The sequence below is a fragment of the Fusicatenibacter saccharivorans genome (assembly GCF_027667425.1).
GTDB lineage: Bacteria > Bacillota > Clostridia > Lachnospirales > Lachnospiraceae > Fusicatenibacter > Fusicatenibacter saccharivorans.
This window is the reverse complement of sequence record NZ_JAQEGR010000008.1, coordinates 171,953-191,768: the sequence shown is the minus strand read 5'-3', so window position 1 is coordinate 191,768 and position 19,816 is coordinate 171,953. Positions and strand designations below refer to the sequence as shown.

The following is a 19,816-nucleotide window of genomic DNA, read 5'->3' as shown; positions in this document are numbered from 1 at the left end:
GCAAATCTTTTTCGGATTTACTGCTTCATGTGCCGCTGCGGGGCGGCGGGATATTCAGTTTCTATGTTATCGGTCAAGCCGGAACTTGAACAGGCTTTCAATCAGCTTTGTTCTGATGTAGTCCTCCATATCAGAGTTGTAATAGCCGTTCATCTTAGAGAAGTAGCGGATATATCCAGCGTATCGGTCAAGGACGGCTTGTATCGCTATGGGGTCGCCCTCATGTGCCTTTATGATAGTGTCATAGGGGAGAAGTCGGTTACTCATGGGACAGCACCTCCATTTCCTCTTTCAGCCGCTTCAAGGCAAGCCGTATATGCCGCCCGATTGTGCTGCGTGTCCAGCCGCTTTGTTCTCCGATTTCTTTCTGCGTCAAGTGCTGAAAGTAGTACAAAAAGATTTCTTCCTGCGTCTGTTCCGGCAATCGGGCAAGAGCAGCCGCAAGAGAACAGCTATCTAAAAGTATCGTCTGCCCCCGGACAGAGAACGGATAAGTTTCGCCATAGTCCGGCACTTGAAAATACTCGTCTGTGGTGCTTAGTTGGACAAACTTTTCTTCGGTCAGATATTCAAGGGAGATTTCCCGTTTCCATCTCGCCGCCAGCATACGGGCAGCGTCAAAGGACGCATGGCGAATAACAATCCGGCAATAGGTATCATGGGTATAGCGGATATGTTCTTGATAGGCTTCGTATTCAGTCATGGAAAATCCCCCTTTCTTCGATTATGGGAAAGGGCGGCAGCACTCCTTGCTGTCGCCCCTTGATTGCCTATCTGCAAAGGCGGGCGGGGCTGTCAACGGCAGCGCAGTATGCGCTGTTTATCTTGACCGTTGACTGGCTCGGCTGGCTTTGCTACTCGCTGATAATCGGTTTTCCGTCTTTGTCAATCAAGGGACAAATACCCCCGCCAGTTCCAAACTTTGCCACAAGGTAATTGACCCCGGTTTCTCTGTCCACTACCACATAAAAGCCTTTCACACTTCCTGCGGTTTCAGTAATTTCAAATCTTCTGCTTCCCATATAGATACCTCCCAATAGAAATCAAAGCTCTTGCTTTACAAAAATGCGATAACTGATTTGATACATCACATAGCACCATGCCAACGCCAGAAGCGGTGAGCAGCAGAGAAGAATAAATACAATCTGGTCTGTCAATGCAACTCCCAGCATAGTAAGAAGCTGATATATTCCAAAGCAAATCCCTGCCGGAATGAGGAATGATACTAATAGCAGAACACGGCCTTTTTCTGCGCCAAACTTGAACACAAGAGGAATTGACATACTTCCAAAAATAAGGGAGATTACCCATGCAACGAGTGTCAAAAACAGAAGCTCTCCAATCCCTACTATGTCGAGTACGATTTTATCTGTGATTAGGCCACCGATAAAACCAATAATCAGCCCAAAGAGGCTGCCAATGGCGCAGAAGATAGCCAGCACCATAAATTTTCCAGCAACCAATTCTTTCTTGGAAACTGGCATTATCATAGCATACCGTGTCCATTTAGAACTGTCATCAAAAGAAAAGGTTGTTACAATCATCATGCTGCACAAAATCGCACATACAAAAATATAGCCTTCTACGCCGGAAAACGGAATAAGCGCAACGGCAAAAACCACAAGGATGAATAGCATAGATTTCGCATTGTGGCCGATATTAAATAAATCTTTCAAAACAAGACTTTTCATTTTGCTTGCTCTCCTTTCACATACAGCAGCAGAATATCGTCGATTGTTGCGTCGTCCACTACGGCATTTTTATATTTCCTCCGGGCTTTTTCCTTGTCAGCTACCAGCACATTCCATTGATAATCATCTTTGCGGTAAGCCAGAATTTCCGCTTTATCGAGCTGGTCGAACAGTGCTGCGCCACAGCGGATAATACCATAGTTATAACGAAGTTCATCTTTCGTTTTACAAAAAAGAACCTTGCCCTGATGGATAAATGTAATGTAATCTGCGACTTTTTCTAAATCTGTTGTGATATGCGAGGACATCAAAATGGAATGATTTTCGTCCTGAACAAATTCAAGAAATACATCAAGAATATCATCACGCATTACAGGGTCGAGGCCGCTTGTCGCTTCGTCCAAAATCAGTAGCTTGGGGTTATGGGAAAGGGCGACGGCAATACACAACTTCATCTTCATTCCCTTGGACAGAGATTTAATTTCCTTATCCGCTGGAAGTTGAAACCGCTTTAGATAGTCTTGAAACAGATGGCCGTCCCACTGTTTGTAGGCAGCACCAGCAATTTTCCCGACTTTGGCCGGAGTGAGCGTTTCATAGAAGTTAATTCCGTCAAACACTACGCCAACATCCTCTTTGATTTGTTTTGTGGACGATAATTCCTGCCCCCAAAAAGTAACTGTTCCATCATCTTTATGAATTAAATCAAGAATAGCATTGATAGTTGTGCTTTTTCCGGCTCCATTTTCGCCAATAAGCCCCATGATTGTTCCTTTCGGAACCGAAAACGAAACATGGTCTAACTTGAAATCGGCGTATTGCTTTGTCAAGTTCTCAACCTGCAAAATAGCGTTCATAGTTAATCCTCCTCTTGATAAAATATCGTCAGTAATTCAATCAGTTTTTCCAACGATATTCCACTTATCCGCCCAATATCGGCGGCCTCTTGCAAATGTTCTTCGGCCAATCTCTGCTGTTCTTCCTGATAAAAGTCTTTGTTCTGTGCCGACACAAAACTTCCTCGGCCTACCGTTGTTTCAATAAAACCGTCCCTTTGCAAATCTTCATACGCTTTTTGAACGGTAATAACACTCACATGAATGGACTTTGCCAGCGCCCGCATAGAGGGAATAGGATCGCCGGTTTTTAACTCGCCACTCATAATCATGGCTTTTATCTGTGAAGTTATCTGCTCATAAATTGGCTTGCTCGTATTACTGCTTATGATAATTTCCACAACGCCCCTCCTTTGTTCTATAATGTACTTATCGTACAAGTACATTATATTCAAGGCAAACGCTTTTGTCAATAGGGTATTAGAAAATTTATCTTTGCTTATTAAGCAAAAGAAGCCACACAATTTGTATGGCTTCCATGAAATTCTACTTTGAAATTTTTACGGAATAACGGGCTGTTGTCTATCAACTTCTTGTGTGTTACTTTATGGCACATGAGCATTGGCGCCGGGGTTGTCGTTGCCGTAACCTTCCAGCAGGTTGATAACGCCCCAGATACCGAGACCGGCACCGAGCGCGATAACGAGGGTCTGAAGAACGGTGATTGCCTGTTCAAAAAATGCCATATAGTTTGTTAGCCGGAATCTGATTAAAAAATAGGTTTGTCATGTTTCATAGGCATACAAAAGCCGGAACAATCTGCCGCCCGGTTTCCGGGGGGCATGATTCCGGCTGTCCTCCTTTTTCATTATTTTTTCTTGCGATTGTCCGCTTTGTACGCCAATGGCCCATAGAGGGCAGGTGCGGCGAATAGATAAGATCACTCCCTTCTAAAGCGGAACGAAATTAAGCGCCCTTTGTGTCTACTTCATATACATCGCAGACCTCATTGGGCTTGAGTTTCAGCCTTGCGGACAAGAATGCTTCAATATCAAAAGCGTTCTTGTCATCCGCGTCGGCAGTGTACTTGAAATTGGGGTGCTTGGTAATGTCGTACTTGTCCGAAAGAAAAGGACGCACACCGCGCAGCTGGAGAATACACTTGCCGCCATCCATAACAGCAAGCTCATCCTGGCTCATCAGCTCTTTGCCACATTGTCAAGTGATGAATTCAAGAAAACGGCAGCCGCAAAGAAAAATCTTTGTGGCTGCCGTTCTAATTGGCGGCTTGAAGCAAAAAAATCCCCGGTTGTACCAGGGAAATAAAAACTTTAGTATAGCCTAAAAGAGAAAGCTAGCGCCTTGAGGCGCGGCCAAGTAGAGTGGGCTTAAAGCCTGCGTCCCGAGCCACCCGTTTTACGGGTGGCAGCGACTCCTTGTCTGTTTATCTTATACTTGTCAATTTATATTATCCAATAATGTGAATTATAATATGACAGTACGGATGCATATTATAGAAACATAACTTTGAAAGAATCAAGCATAACCTGTGGAGTGACTCTTCAACGGATAAACTATTTTCACTTCATACAGTTCCGACATATGGAATAAGGAACACCAATCGCCCTCAATACAACTTTCTTTCTATTAGTTAAAAATGCACATAATCAAAAAAGAAAATCGACTTATTTTAGACAAATTCATTGACAAGTTCTGCTTTAGGTGATAAAATAAAAGTGAAAAGTCGAAATTTATATTGTTGGGAGGTAAGACCGATGATTTGTTTTAAGGTTAAGTTGCCTAACTTAATAATGGAGCATTTTTACCGACGCTGCCAGCTTTGGAGGCTTAGAATTAAAATTGTTTCTATTTGCGCATAAGTTAGGCATGATTATTTGTCTACTTATGCGCTTTTTTATTTGAATTTTCAGTATTAGCAGAAAGGAAGTGTTATACATAGATAACATATGGCTTATCCTTTTGCTTCTATTAAGTTTTTTTATGATTTTTAAGCCGGAACTTTTATGGAAAATTGAACACTTCTTTTCTGTAAAAGGCGGTGAACCTACAGATTTATATCTTGGTTTGATGCGGGTTGCTGGAGTATTCTTTTTTATTGCATCCATCATTTGCATTATTGTTTTGGTTTTATAAGAGAAGGGGGGCTTTTAATGAAAAAGCTAACACGTAAGATTGTTGCACTTACTCTTTCCTTGGTTATGTGCATAAGTTTTTCTAACACTACTTTTGCTTATGCCGACAACGAGAATATCAGTTCTTCTGCTGAAGCAAGCAAAGTGAATTGGTGGAAGATTGGCTGGATTATCCTTTCAGATTATGTGGAAAAGCTTATCGATCTCGATGGACAGAGTGAAAAGGATAGTAGTTGGGCCTATCTTGTTTCACCTAGCATAGAATATAACACGGGTGATATGGGGCCTGAGGTTTATTTTCGTCCAGAAGTAGATAACAGCGTTGGTTCTATCCGTATGCATGGACATAGGATTATCTTTGTCGATATTTTTACACAGATTGCACTCATCTTGTCAGATGCCTCTGGTGATACGGTAAGTCAAGCAACTACTGGTACAAATCAGTATATGTTTTATACAAAGAAAGCAGGAGACAGTTCTGGTACATGGAAAGCACAGTTTGTTTCAACTGAGACATACAAATGGCAGTTGTATTATGCCCATTATTACAATGCCAATGCTCGTTCAAGTGTTCCTATGACGGAAGATGGATTTTACTTTGGGGATAATAACAGAGTTTATCAATTCTCTGTTGCAGAATCTTACAGACTTAATTCTCTTCCTCCAGAGGTTGTTGATATGACACAACTTAATGCTCAATTTATTAATCCTGCTGATGGAAAAACTGTAGATTATCTCAAAGACTTTAATGCTGGAGATCAAGTTCATTTCTCTGATATAATTATTGACATTAGTTATGATGCGACTGAGGATGCGACTACATTTTATTTTACCGAGGATACTTATGAGGAAAACATAGGATGGAAATTTGCAGGAAATCTTCTTGACCAATATTCCGCTGGTGATGTTCTGAATCTAACTTTTGATGTGTTGAATGTCGGAAACTATCAGGGCATTACTTTTGAAAGCCTCGACTACTTTGAAGCAGCTTACGCGCATAATAACGGTGCCGCTTATCCCAATATTCAAGATTACCAATAATTTGATTTTGACATAAGGACTTATAGAAGAGGGCGTGTTGCGGATAATTTTCTGCAACGCGCCCTTTTTAGTATGCTTTAGCAAAATAAAGTTATCCCTTTTACTCTGGCCAAAGGAATAACTTTATTGCCTGATAGCATTAAAAGAAAATTGTTGTATCACTTTTGATATAAATTAAAAGTATTTAGCGTCTAAATTCTACCTTGACATTTCCCCAACAAAATTGTAAATAATCTTAACCTCCTGTGTCCTCTGACCATCAATCTTCTTGATTTCTCCAATCAGAATCCGGCTAATGAGCCGGTTCAGCACCGCCTCGTCCAGTTCCTCGATGGCGGCATAGCGCCGGATTTCCTTGATAAAAGTGCGGACTTCGCTTTCTTGCGCATCGGCACGACCTTGCATCATTGCCAGGTCATGCAGGCGTTTCTGGTTGGATTCCTGCTCCTGTTCCAGCGCCGCCGTCAGCTTCACAAACCGCTGCTCGGTCAGGATGCCTTTGGCCTTATCGGTGTACAGGCTCAGGAACATCCCGTCAATTTCCTGATTTCGGGCTTCCAGCCGCAGGCGTTCCTTTTCTGTCTGGGAGGCGTCCACCAGATACCGGTGCTCCATCCGGCGGCTGAGCCGCTGGTAGAACGCATCGGCATCCTTCATAGCCTGCGCCGCCAGTTCCTGAATGTCTTTCAGCACCAGATTGTATAAATCCCTGGCCTCGATCTTGTGGCTGGAACAGACCTTGCAGCCCATGCGGTTGTAGGTCTGGCAGATATAGTACGCCTTGTCAATCGGCTCCCGCATTTCGCCGGTGAAGCGGTTCTTCCCGGTTCGGCCCACTTTCTCATACCGCACCTGCATGGACTTCCCGCAGGTGGCGCAGTAGACCAGACCGTGGAACAGATTATAAAAGGGGCAGGAATTCCCCTGAATGGTCGGCCTGCGGTCAATGAGTTCCTGCACCTGTTCCCATTCCTCCGGCGTCACAATGGCCTCATGGCAGCCCTCGATCACTTCCCACTGGTCACGGGGAATAATGTCATAGGTGTTGGAGCGGATGCCTTTCTGATGCGTCCGAAAGACCAAATGTGCGCCCTTATAGAATGGATTTCTCAGGATGTGACTGATTCTGGCTCCGCCCCAGAAATAATAGTTGGCGTCAAACTCCGTGTTGGCTTTGACATGGGTGATTGGGATTTTTTCTTCCATCAGACGTTTGGAAATCCTCATGCAGCCCAGCCCGTCAAGGGCATAGTCATAGATTTTGCGGATGATTGGCGCTGTCTCAGGGTCAATGATGAGATGCCCCTTGTCCTCCGGGTCACGCATCAGGCCGAAGGGCGGCGTCCCTCCGCAGAACTTCCCCTGCCGGGAGCGGGTGGTGATGCCTGCCAGCACCTTTTTAGAAATATCCCGGCTGTACATATCGTTCAGGATATTCTTAAAGGGCGTAATGTCCATCTCCTGACGGGTCAGGCTGTCCACGCCGTCCGTGATGGCGATATAGCGTACATTGTGTTTGGGGAAAAAGATTTCGATATAGCTGCCAGCTTCAATATAGTTCCTACCAAGCCTGGATAGGTCTTTGGTGATGACGCAGCCGATCTTCCCCGCCTCAATGTCAGCGATCATGCGCTGGAAGGCAGGGCGGTTGAAATTGCGGCCCGTATAGCCGTCATCCACATAATATTCATACTGGAACATTCCATGCTTTTCAGCAAAGTCCCGAAGCATGATTTTCTGGTTGCTGATGCTCATACTCTCGTTGTCGCCGCCGTCATCCAGAGAGATGCGGCAGTAGAGAGCGGTGATTTTCTCATAGACTTGTTTTTTCCTGCTCATAGCGTTCTCCTTCTATGAACAGGGACACGATACCATTATAGTACCATGTCCCTGCCCCTGAATCAACCGTTTTTACGCAGCGTTTTCGGCCATTTCCCGCTGCTGACGCCATTCCTCGAAGTGTTCGCAGGTCTGACGCTCAATCAGCTGCTCAAAGGCTTCCCGCATGGACTTCTCCCCGGAGAACTCCCGCACCACCACAAAACGGACTTTATTTTTCTGCTGTTTGCTTTTTTCCATAGGCTACCTCCATAGAGTAGCAGGCCAGACGGCAGCACTGGCAACGAAGTCCGGCAACGAACCTCTGAAAACCTGTAAACTACCGTCTGACCTGCAAATCTTACTTTATCAATTTTCTTGAAAAATCTCGTTGTTTTCGTTGCCGGAGATAGAGATAGATATTAGAAAATACCTTATTTACAGGCTTTTTCCGTATCCAGACCGGAGAATCCCCGGCAACAAACCCGGCAACCAAGTGGCAACCATCCCGGCAACAGACCGCTAATTTTATGCGATCCACTCCTTCGGCAGTTCCAGCTGGCAGCATTCTTCCTCGGTCAGCTCCACAAATCCATCTTCGTTGCCGGGCAGTTCGTTGCCGGAAACGTCCCGTTCCCAGCCCCTCTGCCTGCCATATCCGGTGAACATCCGGGGATTGGAGAATGGTTTCCAGCCCGTCACCACCGTGTTCATGATCTCGTTGATATTGTGCAGCTGCCACCGCTTCGGCTCATCGTAGGTGTGGCCCAGCGCCTCCTTGAACAGCTGTTTGGAGCAGACCATGCTGCCGGTGTAGTGTTCCAGAAAGCCCTGTATCTGTCCGGCCTCGGTGTCCTCCGGCATGAAATCCTTCTGCACCTCCACCAGCTGGCGCTGGATGGACTTGCTGAACTTCATAGAGTAGTGGCCGCTGCGGTAAATCGTCATGGCCTCCGCCCAGACCTGTAAAAGATAGGCTCTGGAGGCGTCCTCGTCCTCCAAAATGTGAACCTCTGCATTCTCCGGGTAAATCATGATCGGCAAAAAGCGCCGATTTCCGGCCCGGTCAAGGGGCAGGAAGTCCAGTGTGTTGGACGAACCGCCGAACACACACTGCCGCAGCCGGTCTTTGGGCTGGGCCTCGTAGGGCGTCCGGTAGGTTTCCTTCTGGCGGCTGATAAAGGAGCGGATTTCTTCAATGCTTTTGGCGCTGCTGGTAGCCAGCATCTCCGACATTTCGATAATCCAGTGTCCTTGCAGCTTCAGATACACCCTGTCATCGTCCAGTTTTTTCAGGTCGTCACTGAACCACTCGTCCCGGATCGCCAGCAAGCGGAAGAAGCTGGACTTGCCAGCCCCCTGACCGCCCACCAGACAGAGCATTTCCTCATATTTGGAGCCGGGGCGGAATACCCGCCGGATAGCCCCCAGCAAAAAGTGTTTCAGCATTTCCTCCACATAGTCGCTCTCGTCCGCACCTAAGAAATGATGGAGACAGGAGCGGATGCGGGGCGTCCCGTCCCAGACAAGGCCGTTTAGCACGTCCTGTATGGGATGGTAGCAGTTCTCATTCGCCACGATGGAGAGCGCCGCCGTCATCTTTTTCTCACTGGTCAGGCCATAGGTCTGCTCAAAATAGAGAAGCAGATATTTCACGTCCGTATCCGTCAGGGCACTGGTATTCCTGCGCCAGCCTAAATCCTGTACAATGTCCACCCGGTCAGTCAAAAGGTTCAGGCGGATCGCCCCACGCAGGAGAGGGTCATGGCAGAACACCGTCCGGCAGTTGCCGATGGTGTTGGCGGGCTGGCCCTTCTCGGTGACGGACAGGCTTTCCCGCACCTCATCAACGCTCCGCTCCGGCGCTAAGGCTTCGGCTGCGCTCATGGCGGCCTGCCGGGTGGCTAGCGGTAAACTCTGATATTCGCTGCTCAATCTTCCTCACCTCTTTTCCATACTCAGCGACCACGGAAGCACGTTCCTCCATGCTGCCGGACAAGAGAATATCCAGCAGATATTCCGTGTACGGTTTCTTTTGCAGGGCCTCCACGAACAGCGGATTCCACGCTTCATCCGGCGTCTGCGGGGCGTATTCCTTCTCCCAGCGTTCCAGCAGATGCAGGTAATTGCACAGCACCCGGAAACATTTCTGCTCCGCCTGCCGGTAACGCAGTTCCTCGCTGATTTTTCGCTTGACCGGCCTCCTGCGGGGCGGGTCATGGCCTTTGGCGTCATAGTGGACAGAGAAATCCTCCGCCAGCTTCAGCGCCGCCTCCTTACTGCTCAGACTAAACAGACGGGCGGTAAAATCAATCACATCCCCATCTGCCTGACAGCCAAAGCAGTGGAACCGATGGTCAATCTTCATACTGGGATGTTTGTCATCATGGAAGGGACAGCAGGCCATGCCATTCCTGCCAACCTGCACCCCGTAATATTCCGCAGCCTGCCTTGTGGTGACAGACTCCTTCACCGCTTCAAATATATTCGATTTTCTCACCTCCAGGCAGAGAAAAAAGCACCCGTTTCCGCAGAAAATCAGGTGCCTCATAACTCCATATCGTGTTTCTTTTTCGGAGCAATCCGCCCCTCACGTTCCCAGCGTTCCCGGTTATCTCGGTCAGCGTTCAGCCTGCCTTTCGCCAGCTTCTCCCGGATGGATTCTCTGGCCTTCTCCTTAATCTGCTCCTTACCGGCCTTCTTGACCTCCGGCTGCATGAGAGTTTTCTGGATTTTTGCCAGGGCGTTCTGCATGACCCGTTTGATTTTGGTAATCACTCCATCCAGACGGGCGGCAGCGTAGTCACGCTCCTTCTTCGGGGCCTTGCGCTCCGGCGAAAGCACCCATTTTTTCGATTCTTCCACCAGACGAATATCTTCCTTGTGTGTCTCCTGCCGGACGGTATCGGTCACCACCTCCACCGCCTTGTCATAGGCCGCATCGGAAACATCATCTAACAGCGTCTCCACGTCCTCGATTTTGAGCGTCAGTTCTTCCAGCTTCTGCTCCTGCGCCGCAAGCTGCTCCTTCTGCTTCATCAGGATATAATCCTGTTTTTCCAGATAGTCCCGCCCGCCGTAGGACGGCTCCTGATCCAGATGCAGCCCATGCCGTCTGGCGATGTCAAACAGGATCGTCCGGCAGACCGCATCAAAGGTCTGCTTGCGGTTGTTGTTCCGGCCTTTGGGCTTCTCCGGGTTGGGGAGAGGGATGCCAAGTTCTTCCAGCGCCTTTTCCTGCTGGGGGCACAGTTCCCCATAGCGGTTCTCACAGTCAAAGACGTGCCGCTCATGGATGTGGGGCGTCCCCTCGTCCAGATGGAGCGCCCAGTCCAGGATGTGGATATGGGAACCGAAGCGGCGCTCAAATTCCTGATAAAACTCATTGACGATGGAAAAGAGCGTATCCGGCGAGACGGATTCTCCCATCGTGCCGATCTGGTAGATACTTTCCTCCGGGCAGGTCTTGTTGTTTTTCAGCAAGTCCTCCACAGTGCGGTTGCGCTCGGTGTGCCGGGTTTTCTCATTCCGGGCGTTCTGAGCTTCCACATAGCCGCCGTAATGCTCGTAGTAATACATCCGCTCGATTTCCTCAAAGCTGAAATCCGGCTGCTCCGGGTTCTCCCGGAACTCATGGGTGGTAAAGCCCCGGTAGCAGTCCCAGTAGACATTTTGCCTTGCCCGTTCTGCGTCAATGTGTTCGCTGTTCTCCACATCGAACCGGCGGTCATTGTGGCGGGGATTATAGGTGCCATGCTTGCCGGAGCGTCCATTGTGTCGTGTCAGTTTCAAACAGATTTCCTCCTTCCTGCGAAGATGTTCTGGGGCCGGGGAAGGGGCGGCGAAGCCGCAAATCCTGCGAATTTTGCGTCAGGTAATACCCAATACAAGTTGACGCAGGCATCAACTTTCCCTGGGCAAGGCGTTTCACCCTTGACCCGATGGGGCGGCTGCCCTCAACCTGCCAAGGCACTTCGTCCTTGACCCGATAATGGCTGCCGCCCTTAACCTGCCAATGGGCGTTGCCCCTTGACCCCAGCAGTGCGCTGCCGCCCCTGCACCCCGCCACAAAGGGCTGGCCGCCCTCTGTACTTCCGCACCGGCGAAGCTGGCTTCCACCGCAGGAACGGTGTTTGCCAGTTTCACCGGCTCCGTATCCACACATTTGCGCCCATAGGCGGGGAGTGGATACGGAATACGCCTGCGGGGATTGCCGGTCAAAACATCGGGTGCAGACCCGTCATTTTTCCCGTAAACACCCCGATTTTAGGCGATTTTTTCTTCCGTTACCACCACCTGAAAGCCATGCTCCTTTGCGTACTCCCTTGCGGCGGCTTTCCGTTCTTCGCTGTACGGAGGCACCAGCCGGATCGACAGCCGGGACTTGTCCAGCACATAGGTCACGCTGCCCTCCGGCGTGCTGCGCTCCAACCGGCACAACAGTGGGTACTTCCGGCTGAAATCAGCCAGCCTGCGCTTCAAGCTGGCGTTGAAGGTGTAGACGCTGGCAAGGTTCTCCGCCTCGTTCCAGTTGATGATGGTTTCTTTCTCATACTTAGACAGCTTCTTCATACAGATCCTCCTCATAATCGGTGTAAGATTTCAGCACACGCAGGTTGCGCTTGAGACGGCGGTACTCGTCCATCTCCATGCGCAGATGGTGATAAAAATCCTCGTACCAGCTTTCGTTCATCTCCGTCTCCACCTTCCGGGCCAGCCCCAGCATCCGGCGTTTGGCCTCCGGGTCAACCGTCAGAGCCGTCAGCCATTTCAGCCGTGTCACCGTATTGTGGTGGCTGAGACAGCCGTAAGCGTAGAGAATCTTCTTTTCTTTCATACTCAGTGTCATAATGATTTCCTCCATTTCTTTGCTGCGGAGCCATGCGCCCCGCATGATAAACTTGTTTCCTGTCCGCCGGTCTGCCTGCAAGCCGCTCCTGCCCGGAATTTCTCCCGGCGTATCGGCCTCTTTGGTGTGCTCGATTTCTGTCCTGGCGTCACTTCCCCGGAGGCCATACCCCTTGCAGCCGGTCATTCGATTTTCAAGGTTCTGTGCCTGTCTGCAAGAACCAGTTTACCGAAAAAAGAGGCCCTTTCCCGTATATCCAAAACGTCGGAAAAACGCTCGAAATCCGCATATTTCCACGCTTATGGAATCGTGCTATAATGGGTGTAATCACTGAAAAAGATAACGAGAGAGGGGGCTTTGGATGTACGCAAAGCTGACAATCCCGGAGCGGCTCAAAGACCTGCGGGTGGTGGACAAGCACCTGACGCTGGAACAACTGGCGGAGCAGACCGGCCTGTCTAAATCCGCGCTGGGAAAATACGAAACCGATGACTACAAGGACATCAGCCCGTTTGCGATTGCAACGCTGGCGGACTTTTACGGCGTGTCCACCGACTATCTGATGGGGCTGACGGAAAATAAAAATCACCCAAACACAGAACTTCAATCTCTGCATCTGAGTGATGATATGGTGGAACTTTTGAGCAGCGGCAAAATCAACAACCGGCTTCTCTGCGAACTGGCTGCCCACCCGAATTTCCGGCGGCTGATGATAGATATGGAAATCTGCATCGACCAGATCGCCAATATGCGGGTGGAGCAGATGAATCTGGTGTTGGAGGCCACCCGGCAGACCGTCATGAGCAAGTATGCGCCCGGAGAAGATGACCTCTATATGCGGACGCTGGAACTGGGGCAGGTGCAGGAAAGCGATTTTTACAGCCATGTCATGCACGATGATCTGGACAGCATCGTCCGGGACATCCGGGAAGCACACCGCAAGGACAAGACCACCGCCGACCCGCAGCCCACGCTGGATGACGTCAAGGAAAAGTTTGAACAGGCGCTCGAACAGGGCAGCCAAGAGGAAGTGGTAATCCACGAATTTTGCGACAGAATGCAGATACCCTTCGAGAAGATTTCCTCAGAGGACTTCTCTGCATTTTTGCGGATACTGAGCCTGTCCAAAATGCTCAAAAATCCCAACAACATGAGAGGAAAGGCCAAGCCGCAGCCGTACTATGCGCCCAAGCGGAAGAAACGCAGATAACAGGAAAGCCGCCCAATCTGTACCGTTGGACGGCTTTCGACCCGTTTGTGGGCGGAATAAAATATGTGGTTATACATCCGTTAGCTGACCGTTTTCATCAGCTTTTTCATAAACTTCCAGAGACGGATGCCATCTTTGAGGCCCAGCCGGTAAAAGAAGCACTCGCTTTCTGCACCAGAATCGAAAATAGAATCACAGTAGTGTCTTACAGCGTCCTTCTGTTCCTCAGACAATGCGCTGATTGCTTTTTCATACTCGTTTTCCAAGCGAAGGCAGTCCTCTTTTTTCTCCGTGCCGGTTTCTGCCTCCCGCCACTTAGCAAACTGGCTCTGCATCCGCTCCTGAATCATCAAATCAACCAATTTTTCTATATCTGTACCCATAAGCGCCCCTCCTTATGCTGGGCGGATATAATTCCGGTATGTTTCCAGGACGGAATCTGACACACCGCTTTTATATACTTTGCGGATGTCGGAGATTTCCTCTTGCTTCAGCAGTTTCAGCCATTTCAGCAGCTCAGCCCTGCCGTTGGCAAAGTTACAATAACGCCCATCGGCGTATTCGATACGGTATCTCATAGACAGGCACCTCCTTAAACAAAAATCATCTCAGAGAGGATGATTTCCTCTGCTCGGCTGCGAATGCTGTTCATGCCCCCGACCCACGCAAGCTGGTCACGGGCTTTCAGTTCCTCGGTGACACCCTCCGCCTCCTGCATCTGCGAGACGATACACGCCAGCCGGTCAGCGGCCTGTTCGTTCAGGTCAGCAAGATATGTCCAGAGTTTTCCCGACAGAAGCAGGGCATTGTACTGGCCGGGCCGGTGTTCTTGCAGAAACGCTTTGTGCATCCGGCCCCACCGCCCAATGGGGCGGCTTTCCTCCGGTAGCTCCAGATCGGGGATGTAGTAGTCTCCCACCAGCGTGTAGCTGATTCCGTTTTGATGGATTTTCTTTGGTAAATGCTCCATGTTCGACCTCCTGTATTCAGTTATTTCAGAATCCAGTTGATCGTGTCCCTGTTCATGATAAATTCAAGGCAACTGAACTCTTCACGAACAAGTATGGCATATCTTTCCCCAACTTTTGATAGTTGAGAGAGTGGGAAGTTTCACGCCCACGGCTCTCTCCGGTGTTGTAGGTGTCGATGGTTTCCTTTCCCAGCACGGCAGCCAGCTCCTTGAGGGTGGTTGGCTCCTTACCGCCCAGGAAGATGGAAGTATCCATGTTGCCGATGATGGTATCTGCGTTATCCTTATAGATCGCCTTCAGCTGACTCTGTGCCTGCAACACCAGACAGGCGGAAATCTCACGGCTTCGGATGGTGGCCACCAGCTTTTCCAGCTTAGGGATCTGGCCGATATTGGCGCACTCGTCAATGAGACAGCGCACATGGACCGGGAGCCTGCCGCCATACACATCGTCGGCTTTTTCGCAGAGCAGATTAAACAGCTGGGTGTAGCACATAGAGATCAGGAAGTTAAAGCTGTCATCTGTATCACTCATAATGAGGAACAGGGCAGTTTTCTGGTCTCCCAGAGTGTCCAGCTCCAGCTCATCATAGGCTGTGACCTCACGCAGCTCTGCAATGTCGAATACCGCAAGGCGCGCACCACAGGAAATCAGGATCGACTTGGCTGTTTTTCCTGCCGCCAGCTTATATTTCTTATACTGGCGCACCGCAAAGTGGTTTGGCTTTTCTGCTTCCAATGCGTCAAACATCAGATCCACGGGATTTTTGAACTCCTCGTCATCCTCCCGGACCTCCATGGCGTTGATGAACTCAATAAGGGTGGAGAAGTTCTGCTCCTCCACCGGAGCCTCATAGTGGATATAGCCAATGAGCGCACAATAGAGAAGCGTTTCTGCCTTGACCCAGAAATCGTCTCCGGCCTTGCCTTCGCCTTTGGTATTGGCGATCAGCGTCGTGACCAGCTTCAATATGTCCTTTTCGCTATGGATATAGGCGAAAGGGTTATAGTGCATGGATTTCTTGAAGTTGATGGTATTGAGGACCTTGATCCGGTAAGGCTCATAAATGACCTTGCCGTGCTTATCCTTCATGGGCTTTCCGTCCTTTCCCAGTTTGGGTGCGCCCCTTTGGAGCATTTTCCCGCACTCCACCAAAATGGTTCCCTTTGGGTCTGTGACCACATAAGAACTGTGCATCTGCATCAGATTTGGTTTGAGCCAGAAGCGGGTCTTACCGGAACCGGAGCCGCCGATCACCAGCACATTTTTGTTTCTGGCGGTCTTTGGGTCCTTGGGGCGGCTGTTCATGGTCAGGCTTTCGGTTTTTGTGAGAATGACATTGTTCTGGAACACCGGGTCGATGTAGGGAGCAATATCCTCACGGGTTCCCCAACGGGCAGAACCATACTCCATGCCGTGACGGTACTTCTTGGCGTTTTTACTTTTGAGATACACCGCCAGACGCAGGCCAGCACCGCAGCACAGCCCCACCAGCAGATCCAGCGGGTGCAGGCTGGGCCAGAAGCTTTGCAGCGCCCCAGGCAGGACAGCAAACAGAGAAAGGAATTTCTCTGAAGCATTTGCCCCCTGAGCCAGTCGCCATGCCTCCCCGAAGTTGGTAGTAAACAGCCCCATCAGGAGATAGGGCAGGTTCAGCAAAACGAGCTTTTTGATGTCAAACTGCTTTTTCATCGTTCCAGCTCCTTTCGCTTGGTGCGGTCCACCACGGCATTTTTGACCATCTCTTTGAACTGACTGAGTTTTGCCAGCACAGACGGGCGTTCTGTTTTCTCGGCCTTCTTGACCTTTTTGCTGGTGTACTCGGTAAATGCAGCGGTCAGCGCATCGGCGTCACGGCCTTTGAAAAAGATCAGGTACTTGGGTGGGGAGCTACTGCGGTCTTTCTTCACCGCATAGTCCACACCATATTTCCGGGCGATCTTCTCAAATTCCTTGATGGAAGGGTCTGTGATCTCGATATTGGAGATCCCCTGATTCTGACCAATGAGCTGCTTGACGGTCTGTTTTCCGTGGGGTGTCACAGGAGCGTCACGGCTTCTTTGCTTTTGCAGCTTCTTTTCCTTGCGGTGGGCCATGTACTTGCTGATGGCGGCTTTGAGCAGCCTGCCGGTGAACTTTGTTCCACTGACAACCAGCGTTAAAGTTCTGTTTTCCACTTCTTCCTGCATTTTCATCGCCTCCTTTCCACAAAATGTGCAGGGGTGGTGCATTTTCTTCTAAGGCGGGACCACCAGCCGCCGGAGAAAATATTTCTTCATCGCTCCATCCCGCGGCTCTTTTTCTTTACCGGCTTCTTATCCGGCAAATTCCACTCTTCCCGAAACTCTGCCACACCTTTGGGATCAAATACCTTCAACTTCTCCAGATCAAAGGCAACGGCAGAATATTTTCCATAACCGGACTGCACCTGATAGGGAAGCACCTTCCCCAATTTGTTCTCTTTGATGAATCGCAGCAGGTCCTTGCTGATGTCACCGGAAATAAACGCCTCTCCGGGGTCCAGGGAATATCCCGGTAGGTTCACCGTCATATCTGCAAACGGTTCTGCTCCATCTTCTGTATGGGTAATCATGCCGATATAAAGCCGCTGATTATTCGCATACATCCCAAGTTGCAGCGATATGGTTTCTTCCCCATATTCCCACTTGAAGGGGACTTTCTTTTCCTCATTCATATCAGATTCCTCCTATCGTATCTGTTCTTTGTGGTCATAAAACAAATCTCCATTTCTGACCTTTGCATGGCTGAGAATCTTGATCTGCCCCTTTGCCTGACTGTCCAGAGCTTTTTCATAGCCTATATCTGACAAAAACAGGCGGGTTCGTTCTCCTTTCCAGCCCACCGGGGAGTCATTCGTCAGCACATCAAAAATAATCATGTGCCGGGTGTTCTCCGCAAATCGCTGAAGATCCATGTAGTCATGGCCGTGATAGTTCTGCGCCCCGGCTTTCTGACGCATTTCCTCCATCAGCTGACCGATTGTTTTTCCTTCCTGCATAAAACCCACTTCCTTTCTGTTCTTATAAGACCAGCAAGATCATCTCCCGCAGCTGAGCAAAATAGAGCTTGCCCTGGGGCGTGACCAGCGTGTAGGAACCGGTATGACCGTGGTTGCAGTAGTCTTTGACGCAAAACAGCCCTGCATTTTTCACATTGGCATAAGGCAGCACATTGCCGGATGCCGTGCGGTACACAAACCGCCGTTCTATCAGAAACCGAACAAACCGGCGCTCCGGGACATCCAACTCTTTGGCGGTAGTCCTGAGATTGGTGCTGTGCTTTAAGTCGATGAACAGGTCATAGAAAGCGGCTTTGCCCTCCAGCTGTGCATTTTCCTTACGCAGAGAAATATTCGCTTCACGCTCAGCCAACAAGTCTGAGCAGAGCTTCATCAGAGCCTCCGGGGAAGTGGCAACCTCCCACAGCTTCTCTTTTGTGAGATAGGCCCCGTGCTTACGAATAGTAGGCAAGACCTCATCGAATACCCACTGTTCAAACCGCTCTGCCGATGGCAATTTGCTGTGAACGATTAGGCGGTACAAATCGCCTTCTGGGATAAAAGTCATACTGATTTTGCGGTCGAGGCTTTGTGGGTGAGGTGCGTCGCGTTTCACGACATACCTACAATGGCGGATAATTGCATCGCGGGGATTACTGTACCCCAGCGCAGCAGCCACATCCGTTCCGCTGAACAAGTATTTGCCGTTTTCCTCAATGACACGGATACTGCCAAACTCCGGGTTTTTGAAAATTTCCATCTGGTTCATGTCGTGCCTCCTTTGGCATGATAAAAGGCGGCCTTTACCAGCCGCCTGCGTGCATATCGTGATTGACCAGTGAAGTGTAGTGGTTATTCATGGTGGTAGGCGCATTGAACAGCACCGCAAGCAGGTACTGCTTCATGTTGCGTACCTGGGTGGTATTCTTTTGCAGACAGTCCATGACAAACTCGATGTGGGAGCTGTCCAGTTTCAAAAAACGGGAACGCACGATCTCGTGAGGGAAGTCTGCCCCAGAGATCCGGGTGGTCTTTCGTTTGGCACAGACCGTTTCGACCAACAGCTCTACGATCTCATTCAGGTCATCCAGGTAGAGAGGATAACGCTGCTTCAAGCAGTCATACTCGATATTCTCCAAAATCAACTCCCGATAATTTTCTATCTCTGTGACAGACATCGCATCCCTTCCTTTCCGTTCCGGCGGTCTTTCCGCCGCTGTTTCCCGGAAGGGAATGGAATCGGTACTTGATCCATAAGTAATTGATTTTTCTGTATTTGATTTCTCTATATTTAATTCTGCGGGCTTTTCCGTATCCGGTTTTACCATATCCGGGTTTTCCGTATCTGGTGAAGCCGTATCCGGCTGGGACATATCTGGCTGGGGCTGTTCATAGATGACATACTCGGTATCTGTGATCCGCCCACTTTTATCGCGTCTCTGATGGCGCACGATATATCCGGCTCCTTCCAGTTCACGCAGGGCAGCACCGATGGCATCCACGCCCTCCTTACAGATCTTTGCAAGGCCACGGGTGGTGTAGTTCCAGTCCTCTGGCAAAGACAGCATCATGGAAAGCAGCCCCTTGGCTTTTAACGACAGGTTTGCATTTCGTAAATGATGATTGCTCATCACAGTATAATCACGGGTCCGTTCAATGCGAAAAACGGCCATCGACCTCACTCCTTCCGAATTTTGGGTACAAAAAAACCGCAATCCTCATTTCAAAAAATTGCGGTGTTTAGCGCTTTTCAAATTTTCTTGCATAGAACCAAAACAGCGGCTTTTGGGGACGCACCTCTGTAAATGGCTCATCCTGGGCGAAAGGAAGTGTTTGCATCACGCGGTCAATATCCGTTGAATCCATGTCATGCTGAGATCTGCAATCTTCCCGGATTGCTTCTTGAATTTCCTTTACCGTACACATAGTCATTCCTTTCCTTTCGTTGTATGGGTTTATGAGCGGCGGCGTTTTCCCGGTTTGAAATCGAGGATATGTCCCTCAATCACACGAGCGTAACGCTTGATCTTGATCTCCCGGCGCTGCTGGCTTTGCAGGGCGGCCTGATACCCGTCCTCAGTCAAAAACAACCGCATTTCATCTCCGGGGCTTCCGTAAGCAGTGCTGGGACGCAGGACGGAAAACTCGATCATCCAGCGGGTGTTATCCCAAAACCTCTCTACGGCGAGAATGTTGTGTCCTTTCAGCTCACGGGCTGAAATATCCCT

The 19,816-nt window shown here is 49.4% G+C and carries 27 protein-coding genes and 2 pseudogenes; 3 read left to right on the top strand and 26 right to left on the bottom strand.

Features of this window, described 5'->3' with window-relative positions; all coding sequences use genetic code 11:
* Positions 1-66: 66 nt before the first annotated feature.
* The 8 genes and pseudogenes from PGS38_RS09620 to PGS38_RS09585 form a co-directional block, all read right to left on the bottom strand.
* A complete protein-coding gene (locus PGS38_RS09620) occupies positions 67-267 on the bottom strand; it encodes a helix-turn-helix domain-containing protein (protein ID WP_006858003.1) in 201 nt (66 codons plus the stop codon).
* A complete protein-coding gene (locus PGS38_RS09615) occupies positions 260-703 on the bottom strand; it encodes a sigma-70 family RNA polymerase sigma factor (protein WP_006555732.1) in 444 nt (147 codons plus the stop codon). The genes PGS38_RS09620 and PGS38_RS09615 overlap by 8 nt, the downstream gene beginning before the upstream one ends.
* 151 nt (positions 704-854) lie before the next feature.
* Positions 855-1,022 carry a DUF6440 family protein gene (locus PGS38_RS09610; RefSeq protein WP_005933716.1) on the bottom strand — a complete coding sequence of 56 codons (168 nt, stop codon included), beginning with the start codon at positions 1,020-1,022 and terminating at the stop codon, positions 855-857.
* A 21-nt stretch (positions 1,023-1,043) separates the two neighbouring features.
* Positions 1,044-1,691, bottom strand: a complete 648-nt coding sequence (locus PGS38_RS09605; protein WP_118014177.1) for an ABC-2 transporter permease — start codon at positions 1,689-1,691, stop codon at positions 1,044-1,046.
* A complete protein-coding gene (locus PGS38_RS09600; protein ID WP_005933713.1) occupies positions 1,688-2,548 on the bottom strand; it encodes an ABC transporter ATP-binding protein in 861 nt (286 codons plus the stop codon). Before PGS38_RS09600 ends, PGS38_RS09605 begins: the two co-directional genes overlap by 4 nt.
* Positions 2,549-2,550: 2 nt before the next feature.
* Positions 2,551-2,928 carry a GntR family transcriptional regulator gene (locus PGS38_RS09595; protein ID WP_035394499.1) on the bottom strand — a complete coding sequence of 126 codons (378 nt, stop codon included), beginning with the start codon at positions 2,926-2,928 and terminating at the stop codon, positions 2,551-2,553.
* Positions 2,929-3,132: 204 nt separating this feature from the next.
* Positions 3,133-3,273, bottom strand: coding sequence for a Maff2 family mobile element protein (locus PGS38_RS09590; protein ID WP_080637056.1), 141 nt, complete (start codon positions 3,271-3,273; stop codon positions 3,133-3,135).
* Between the two features lie 220 nt (positions 3,274-3,493).
* A pseudogene (locus PGS38_RS09585) lies at positions 3,494-3,739 on the bottom strand (VirD4-like conjugal transfer protein, CD1115 family); the annotation flags it as partial.
* Between the two features lie 735 nt (positions 3,740-4,474).
* Between PGS38_RS09585 and PGS38_RS17675 the strand changes: the two are divergent.
* Together PGS38_RS17675 and PGS38_RS09580 are read left to right on the top strand one after the other, a co-directional pair.
* Entirely contained in the window at positions 4,475-4,681 is a 207-nt protein-coding gene (locus tag PGS38_RS17675; protein WP_334291862.1) for a DUF6199 family natural product biosynthesis protein, read from the top strand.
* A gap of 17 nt (positions 4,682-4,698) precedes the next feature.
* Positions 4,699-5,721: a hypothetical protein gene (locus tag PGS38_RS09580; RefSeq protein ID WP_055221986.1), complete on the top strand. Its 1,023-nt coding sequence runs from the start codon at positions 4,699-4,701 to the stop codon at positions 5,719-5,721.
* Positions 5,722-5,919: 198 nt separating this feature from the next.
* Here the strand turns inward: PGS38_RS09580 and PGS38_RS09575 are convergent, their stop codons facing one another.
* From PGS38_RS09575 to PGS38_RS09545, 7 genes are all read right to left on the bottom strand, one after another.
* The gene (locus PGS38_RS09575; RefSeq protein WP_055221983.1) at positions 5,920-7,560 is read right to left on the bottom strand and encodes a recombinase family protein; all 1,641 of its coding nucleotides are present in this window, start codon (positions 7,558-7,560) and stop codon (positions 5,920-5,922) included.
* A 72-nt stretch (positions 7,561-7,632) separates the two neighbouring features.
* Positions 7,633-7,800 (bottom strand): hypothetical protein, encoded by a 168-nt coding sequence (locus tag PGS38_RS09570; protein ID WP_171027916.1) that lies wholly within the window; start codon positions 7,798-7,800, stop codon positions 7,633-7,635.
* 267 nt (positions 7,801-8,067) lie between these two features.
* The gene (locus PGS38_RS09565) at positions 8,068-9,426 is read right to left on the bottom strand and encodes a virulence-associated E family protein (protein ID WP_055221981.1); all 1,359 of its coding nucleotides are present in this window, start codon (positions 9,424-9,426) and stop codon (positions 8,068-8,070) included.
* Positions 9,386-10,090 carry a CHC2 zinc finger domain-containing protein gene (locus tag PGS38_RS09560; protein WP_055266766.1) on the bottom strand — a complete coding sequence of 235 codons (705 nt, stop codon included), beginning with the start codon at positions 10,088-10,090 and terminating at the stop codon, positions 9,386-9,388. The genes PGS38_RS09565 and PGS38_RS09560 overlap by 41 nt, the downstream gene beginning before the upstream one ends.
* Complete coding sequence (locus PGS38_RS09555; RefSeq protein ID WP_117760454.1) at positions 10,087-11,331, bottom strand: plasmid recombination protein; 1,245 nt, start codon at positions 11,329-11,331, stop codon at positions 10,087-10,089. The genes PGS38_RS09560 and PGS38_RS09555 overlap by 4 nt, the downstream gene beginning before the upstream one ends.
* A gap of 474 nt (positions 11,332-11,805) precedes the next feature.
* On the bottom strand, positions 11,806-12,111 hold the full coding sequence (locus PGS38_RS09550) for a hypothetical protein (protein WP_055222220.1): 306 nt from the start codon (positions 12,109-12,111) through the stop codon (positions 11,806-11,808).
* Complete coding sequence (locus PGS38_RS09545; protein ID WP_226906287.1) at positions 12,095-12,574, bottom strand: hypothetical protein; 480 nt, start codon at positions 12,572-12,574, stop codon at positions 12,095-12,097. Before PGS38_RS09545 ends, PGS38_RS09550 begins: the two co-directional genes overlap by 17 nt.
* Before the next feature lie 175 nt (positions 12,575-12,749).
* Here PGS38_RS09545 and PGS38_RS09540 point away from each other — a divergent pair, with 175 nt between their 5' ends.
* Positions 12,750-13,598, top strand: coding sequence for a helix-turn-helix domain-containing protein (locus tag PGS38_RS09540; protein WP_055266762.1), 849 nt, complete (start codon positions 12,750-12,752; stop codon positions 13,596-13,598).
* 80 nt (positions 13,599-13,678) lie between these two features.
* On the opposite strand, the gene PGS38_RS09535 is transcribed toward PGS38_RS09540, so the two are convergent.
* From PGS38_RS09535 to PGS38_RS09485, 11 genes and pseudogenes are all read right to left on the bottom strand, one after another.
* Positions 13,679-13,981, bottom strand: coding sequence for a hypothetical protein (locus tag PGS38_RS09535; RefSeq protein ID WP_055219875.1), 303 nt, complete (start codon positions 13,979-13,981; stop codon positions 13,679-13,681).
* 12 nt (positions 13,982-13,993) lie between these two features.
* Positions 13,994-14,176 (bottom strand): hypothetical protein, encoded by a 183-nt coding sequence (locus PGS38_RS09530; protein WP_055219873.1) that lies wholly within the window; start codon positions 14,174-14,176, stop codon positions 13,994-13,996.
* Positions 14,177-14,190: 14 nt separating this feature from the next.
* Entirely contained in the window at positions 14,191-14,568 is a 378-nt protein-coding gene (locus PGS38_RS09525; protein WP_055219871.1) for a TnpV protein, read from the bottom strand.
* A gap of 97 nt (positions 14,569-14,665) precedes the next feature.
* Positions 14,666-16,261 (bottom strand): annotated as a pseudogene (locus PGS38_RS09520) (VirD4-like conjugal transfer protein, CD1115 family); the annotation flags it as partial.
* Positions 16,258-16,758 carry a PcfB family protein gene (locus PGS38_RS09515; protein WP_118639941.1) on the bottom strand — a complete coding sequence of 167 codons (501 nt, stop codon included), beginning with the start codon at positions 16,756-16,758 and terminating at the stop codon, positions 16,258-16,260. The pseudogene PGS38_RS09520 and the gene PGS38_RS09515, both read right to left, overlap by 4 nt.
* A gap of 86 nt (positions 16,759-16,844) precedes the next feature.
* A complete protein-coding gene (locus PGS38_RS09510) occupies positions 16,845-17,264 on the bottom strand; it encodes a DUF4313 domain-containing protein (RefSeq protein ID WP_006775630.1) in 420 nt (139 codons plus the stop codon).
* Positions 17,265-17,276: 12 nt separating this feature from the next.
* On the bottom strand, positions 17,277-17,588 hold the full coding sequence (locus PGS38_RS09505) for a DUF5720 family protein (protein ID WP_006775629.1): 312 nt from the start codon (positions 17,586-17,588) through the stop codon (positions 17,277-17,279).
* 22 nt (positions 17,589-17,610) lie between these two features.
* The gene (locus tag PGS38_RS09500; RefSeq protein WP_009272669.1) at positions 17,611-18,357 is read right to left on the bottom strand and encodes a BRO family protein; all 747 of its coding nucleotides are present in this window, start codon (positions 18,355-18,357) and stop codon (positions 17,611-17,613) included.
* A gap of 34 nt (positions 18,358-18,391) precedes the next feature.
* The gene (locus PGS38_RS09495) at positions 18,392-19,261 is read right to left on the bottom strand and encodes a DUF6017 domain-containing protein (protein WP_009272670.1); all 870 of its coding nucleotides are present in this window, start codon (positions 19,259-19,261) and stop codon (positions 18,392-18,394) included.
* Positions 19,262-19,328: 67 nt separating this feature from the next.
* Entirely contained in the window at positions 19,329-19,520 is a 192-nt protein-coding gene (locus PGS38_RS09490) for a hypothetical protein (protein WP_425463780.1), read from the bottom strand.
* A gap of 23 nt (positions 19,521-19,543) precedes the next feature.
* On the bottom strand, positions 19,544-19,816 hold a 273-nt coding region (locus PGS38_RS09485), incomplete at its 5' end, for a DUF5720 family protein (protein WP_270476191.1).

Bases quoted from the DNA above. Each gene is read 5' to 3' on its own strand.
- PGS38_RS09600 (WP_005933713.1), bottom strand. From the start codon at position 2,548: ATGAACGCTATTTTGCAGGTTGAGAACTTGACAAAGCAATACGCCGAT.
- PGS38_RS09510 (WP_006775630.1), bottom strand. From the start codon at position 17,264: ATGAATGAGGAAAAGAAAGTCCCCTTCAAGTGGGAATATGGGGAAGAA.
- PGS38_RS09565 (WP_055221981.1), bottom strand. From the start codon at position 9,426: ATGAGCGCAGCCGAAGCCTTAGCGCCGGAGCGGAGCGTTGATGAGGTG.
- PGS38_RS09575 (WP_055221983.1), bottom strand. From the start codon at position 7,560: ATGAGCAGGAAAAAACAAGTCTATGAGAAAATCACCGCTCTCTACTGC.
- PGS38_RS09490 (WP_425463780.1), bottom strand. From the start codon at position 19,520: ATGACTATGTGTACGGTAAAGGAAATTCAAGAAGCAATCCGGGAAGAT.
- PGS38_RS09540 (WP_055266762.1), top strand. From the start codon at position 12,750: ATGTACGCAAAGCTGACAATCCCGGAGCGGCTCAAAGACCTGCGGGTG.
- PGS38_RS09570 (WP_171027916.1), bottom strand. From the start codon at position 7,800: ATGGAAAAAAGCAAACAGCAGAAAAATAAAGTCCGTTTTGTGGTGGTG.
- PGS38_RS09500 (WP_009272669.1), bottom strand. From the start codon at position 18,357: ATGAACCAGATGGAAATTTTCAAAAACCCGGAGTTTGGCAGTATCCGT.
- PGS38_RS09535 (WP_055219875.1), bottom strand. From the start codon at position 13,981: ATGGGTACAGATATAGAAAAATTGGTTGATTTGATGATTCAGGAGCGG.
- PGS38_RS09495 (WP_009272670.1), bottom strand. From the start codon at position 19,261: ATGGCCGTTTTTCGCATTGAACGGACCCGTGATTATACTGTGATGAGC.
- PGS38_RS09605 (WP_118014177.1), bottom strand. From the start codon at position 1,691: ATGAAAAGTCTTGTTTTGAAAGATTTATTTAATATCGGCCACAATGCG.
- PGS38_RS09560 (WP_055266766.1), bottom strand. From the start codon at position 10,090: ATGAGGCACCTGATTTTCTGCGGAAACGGGTGCTTTTTTCTCTGCCTG.
- PGS38_RS09545 (WP_226906287.1), bottom strand. From the start codon at position 12,574: ATGACCGGCTGCAAGGGGTATGGCCTCCGGGGAAGTGACGCCAGGACA.
- PGS38_RS09550 (WP_055222220.1), bottom strand. From the start codon at position 12,111: ATGAAGAAGCTGTCTAAGTATGAGAAAGAAACCATCATCAACTGGAAC.
- PGS38_RS09530 (WP_055219873.1), bottom strand. From the start codon at position 14,176: ATGAGATACCGTATCGAATACGCCGATGGGCGTTATTGTAACTTTGCC.
- PGS38_RS09505 (WP_006775629.1), bottom strand. From the start codon at position 17,588: ATGCAGGAAGGAAAAACAATCGGTCAGCTGATGGAGGAAATGCGTCAG.
- PGS38_RS09515 (WP_118639941.1), bottom strand. From the start codon at position 16,758: ATGCAGGAAGAAGTGGAAAACAGAACTTTAACGCTGGTTGTCAGTGGA.
- PGS38_RS09580 (WP_055221986.1), top strand. From the start codon at position 4,699: ATGAAAAAGCTAACACGTAAGATTGTTGCACTTACTCTTTCCTTGGTT.
- PGS38_RS09620 (WP_006858003.1), bottom strand. From the start codon at position 267: ATGAGTAACCGACTTCTCCCCTATGACACTATCATAAAGGCACATGAG.
- PGS38_RS09525 (WP_055219871.1), bottom strand. From the start codon at position 14,568: ATGGAGCATTTACCAAAGAAAATCCATCAAAACGGAATCAGCTACACG.
- PGS38_RS09590 (WP_080637056.1), bottom strand. From the start codon at position 3,273: ATGGCATTTTTTGAACAGGCAATCACCGTTCTTCAGACCCTCGTTATC.
- PGS38_RS09610 (WP_005933716.1), bottom strand. From the start codon at position 1,022: ATGGGAAGCAGAAGATTTGAAATTACTGAAACCGCAGGAAGTGTGAAA.
- PGS38_RS09615 (WP_006555732.1), bottom strand. From the start codon at position 703: ATGACTGAATACGAAGCCTATCAAGAACATATCCGCTATACCCATGAT.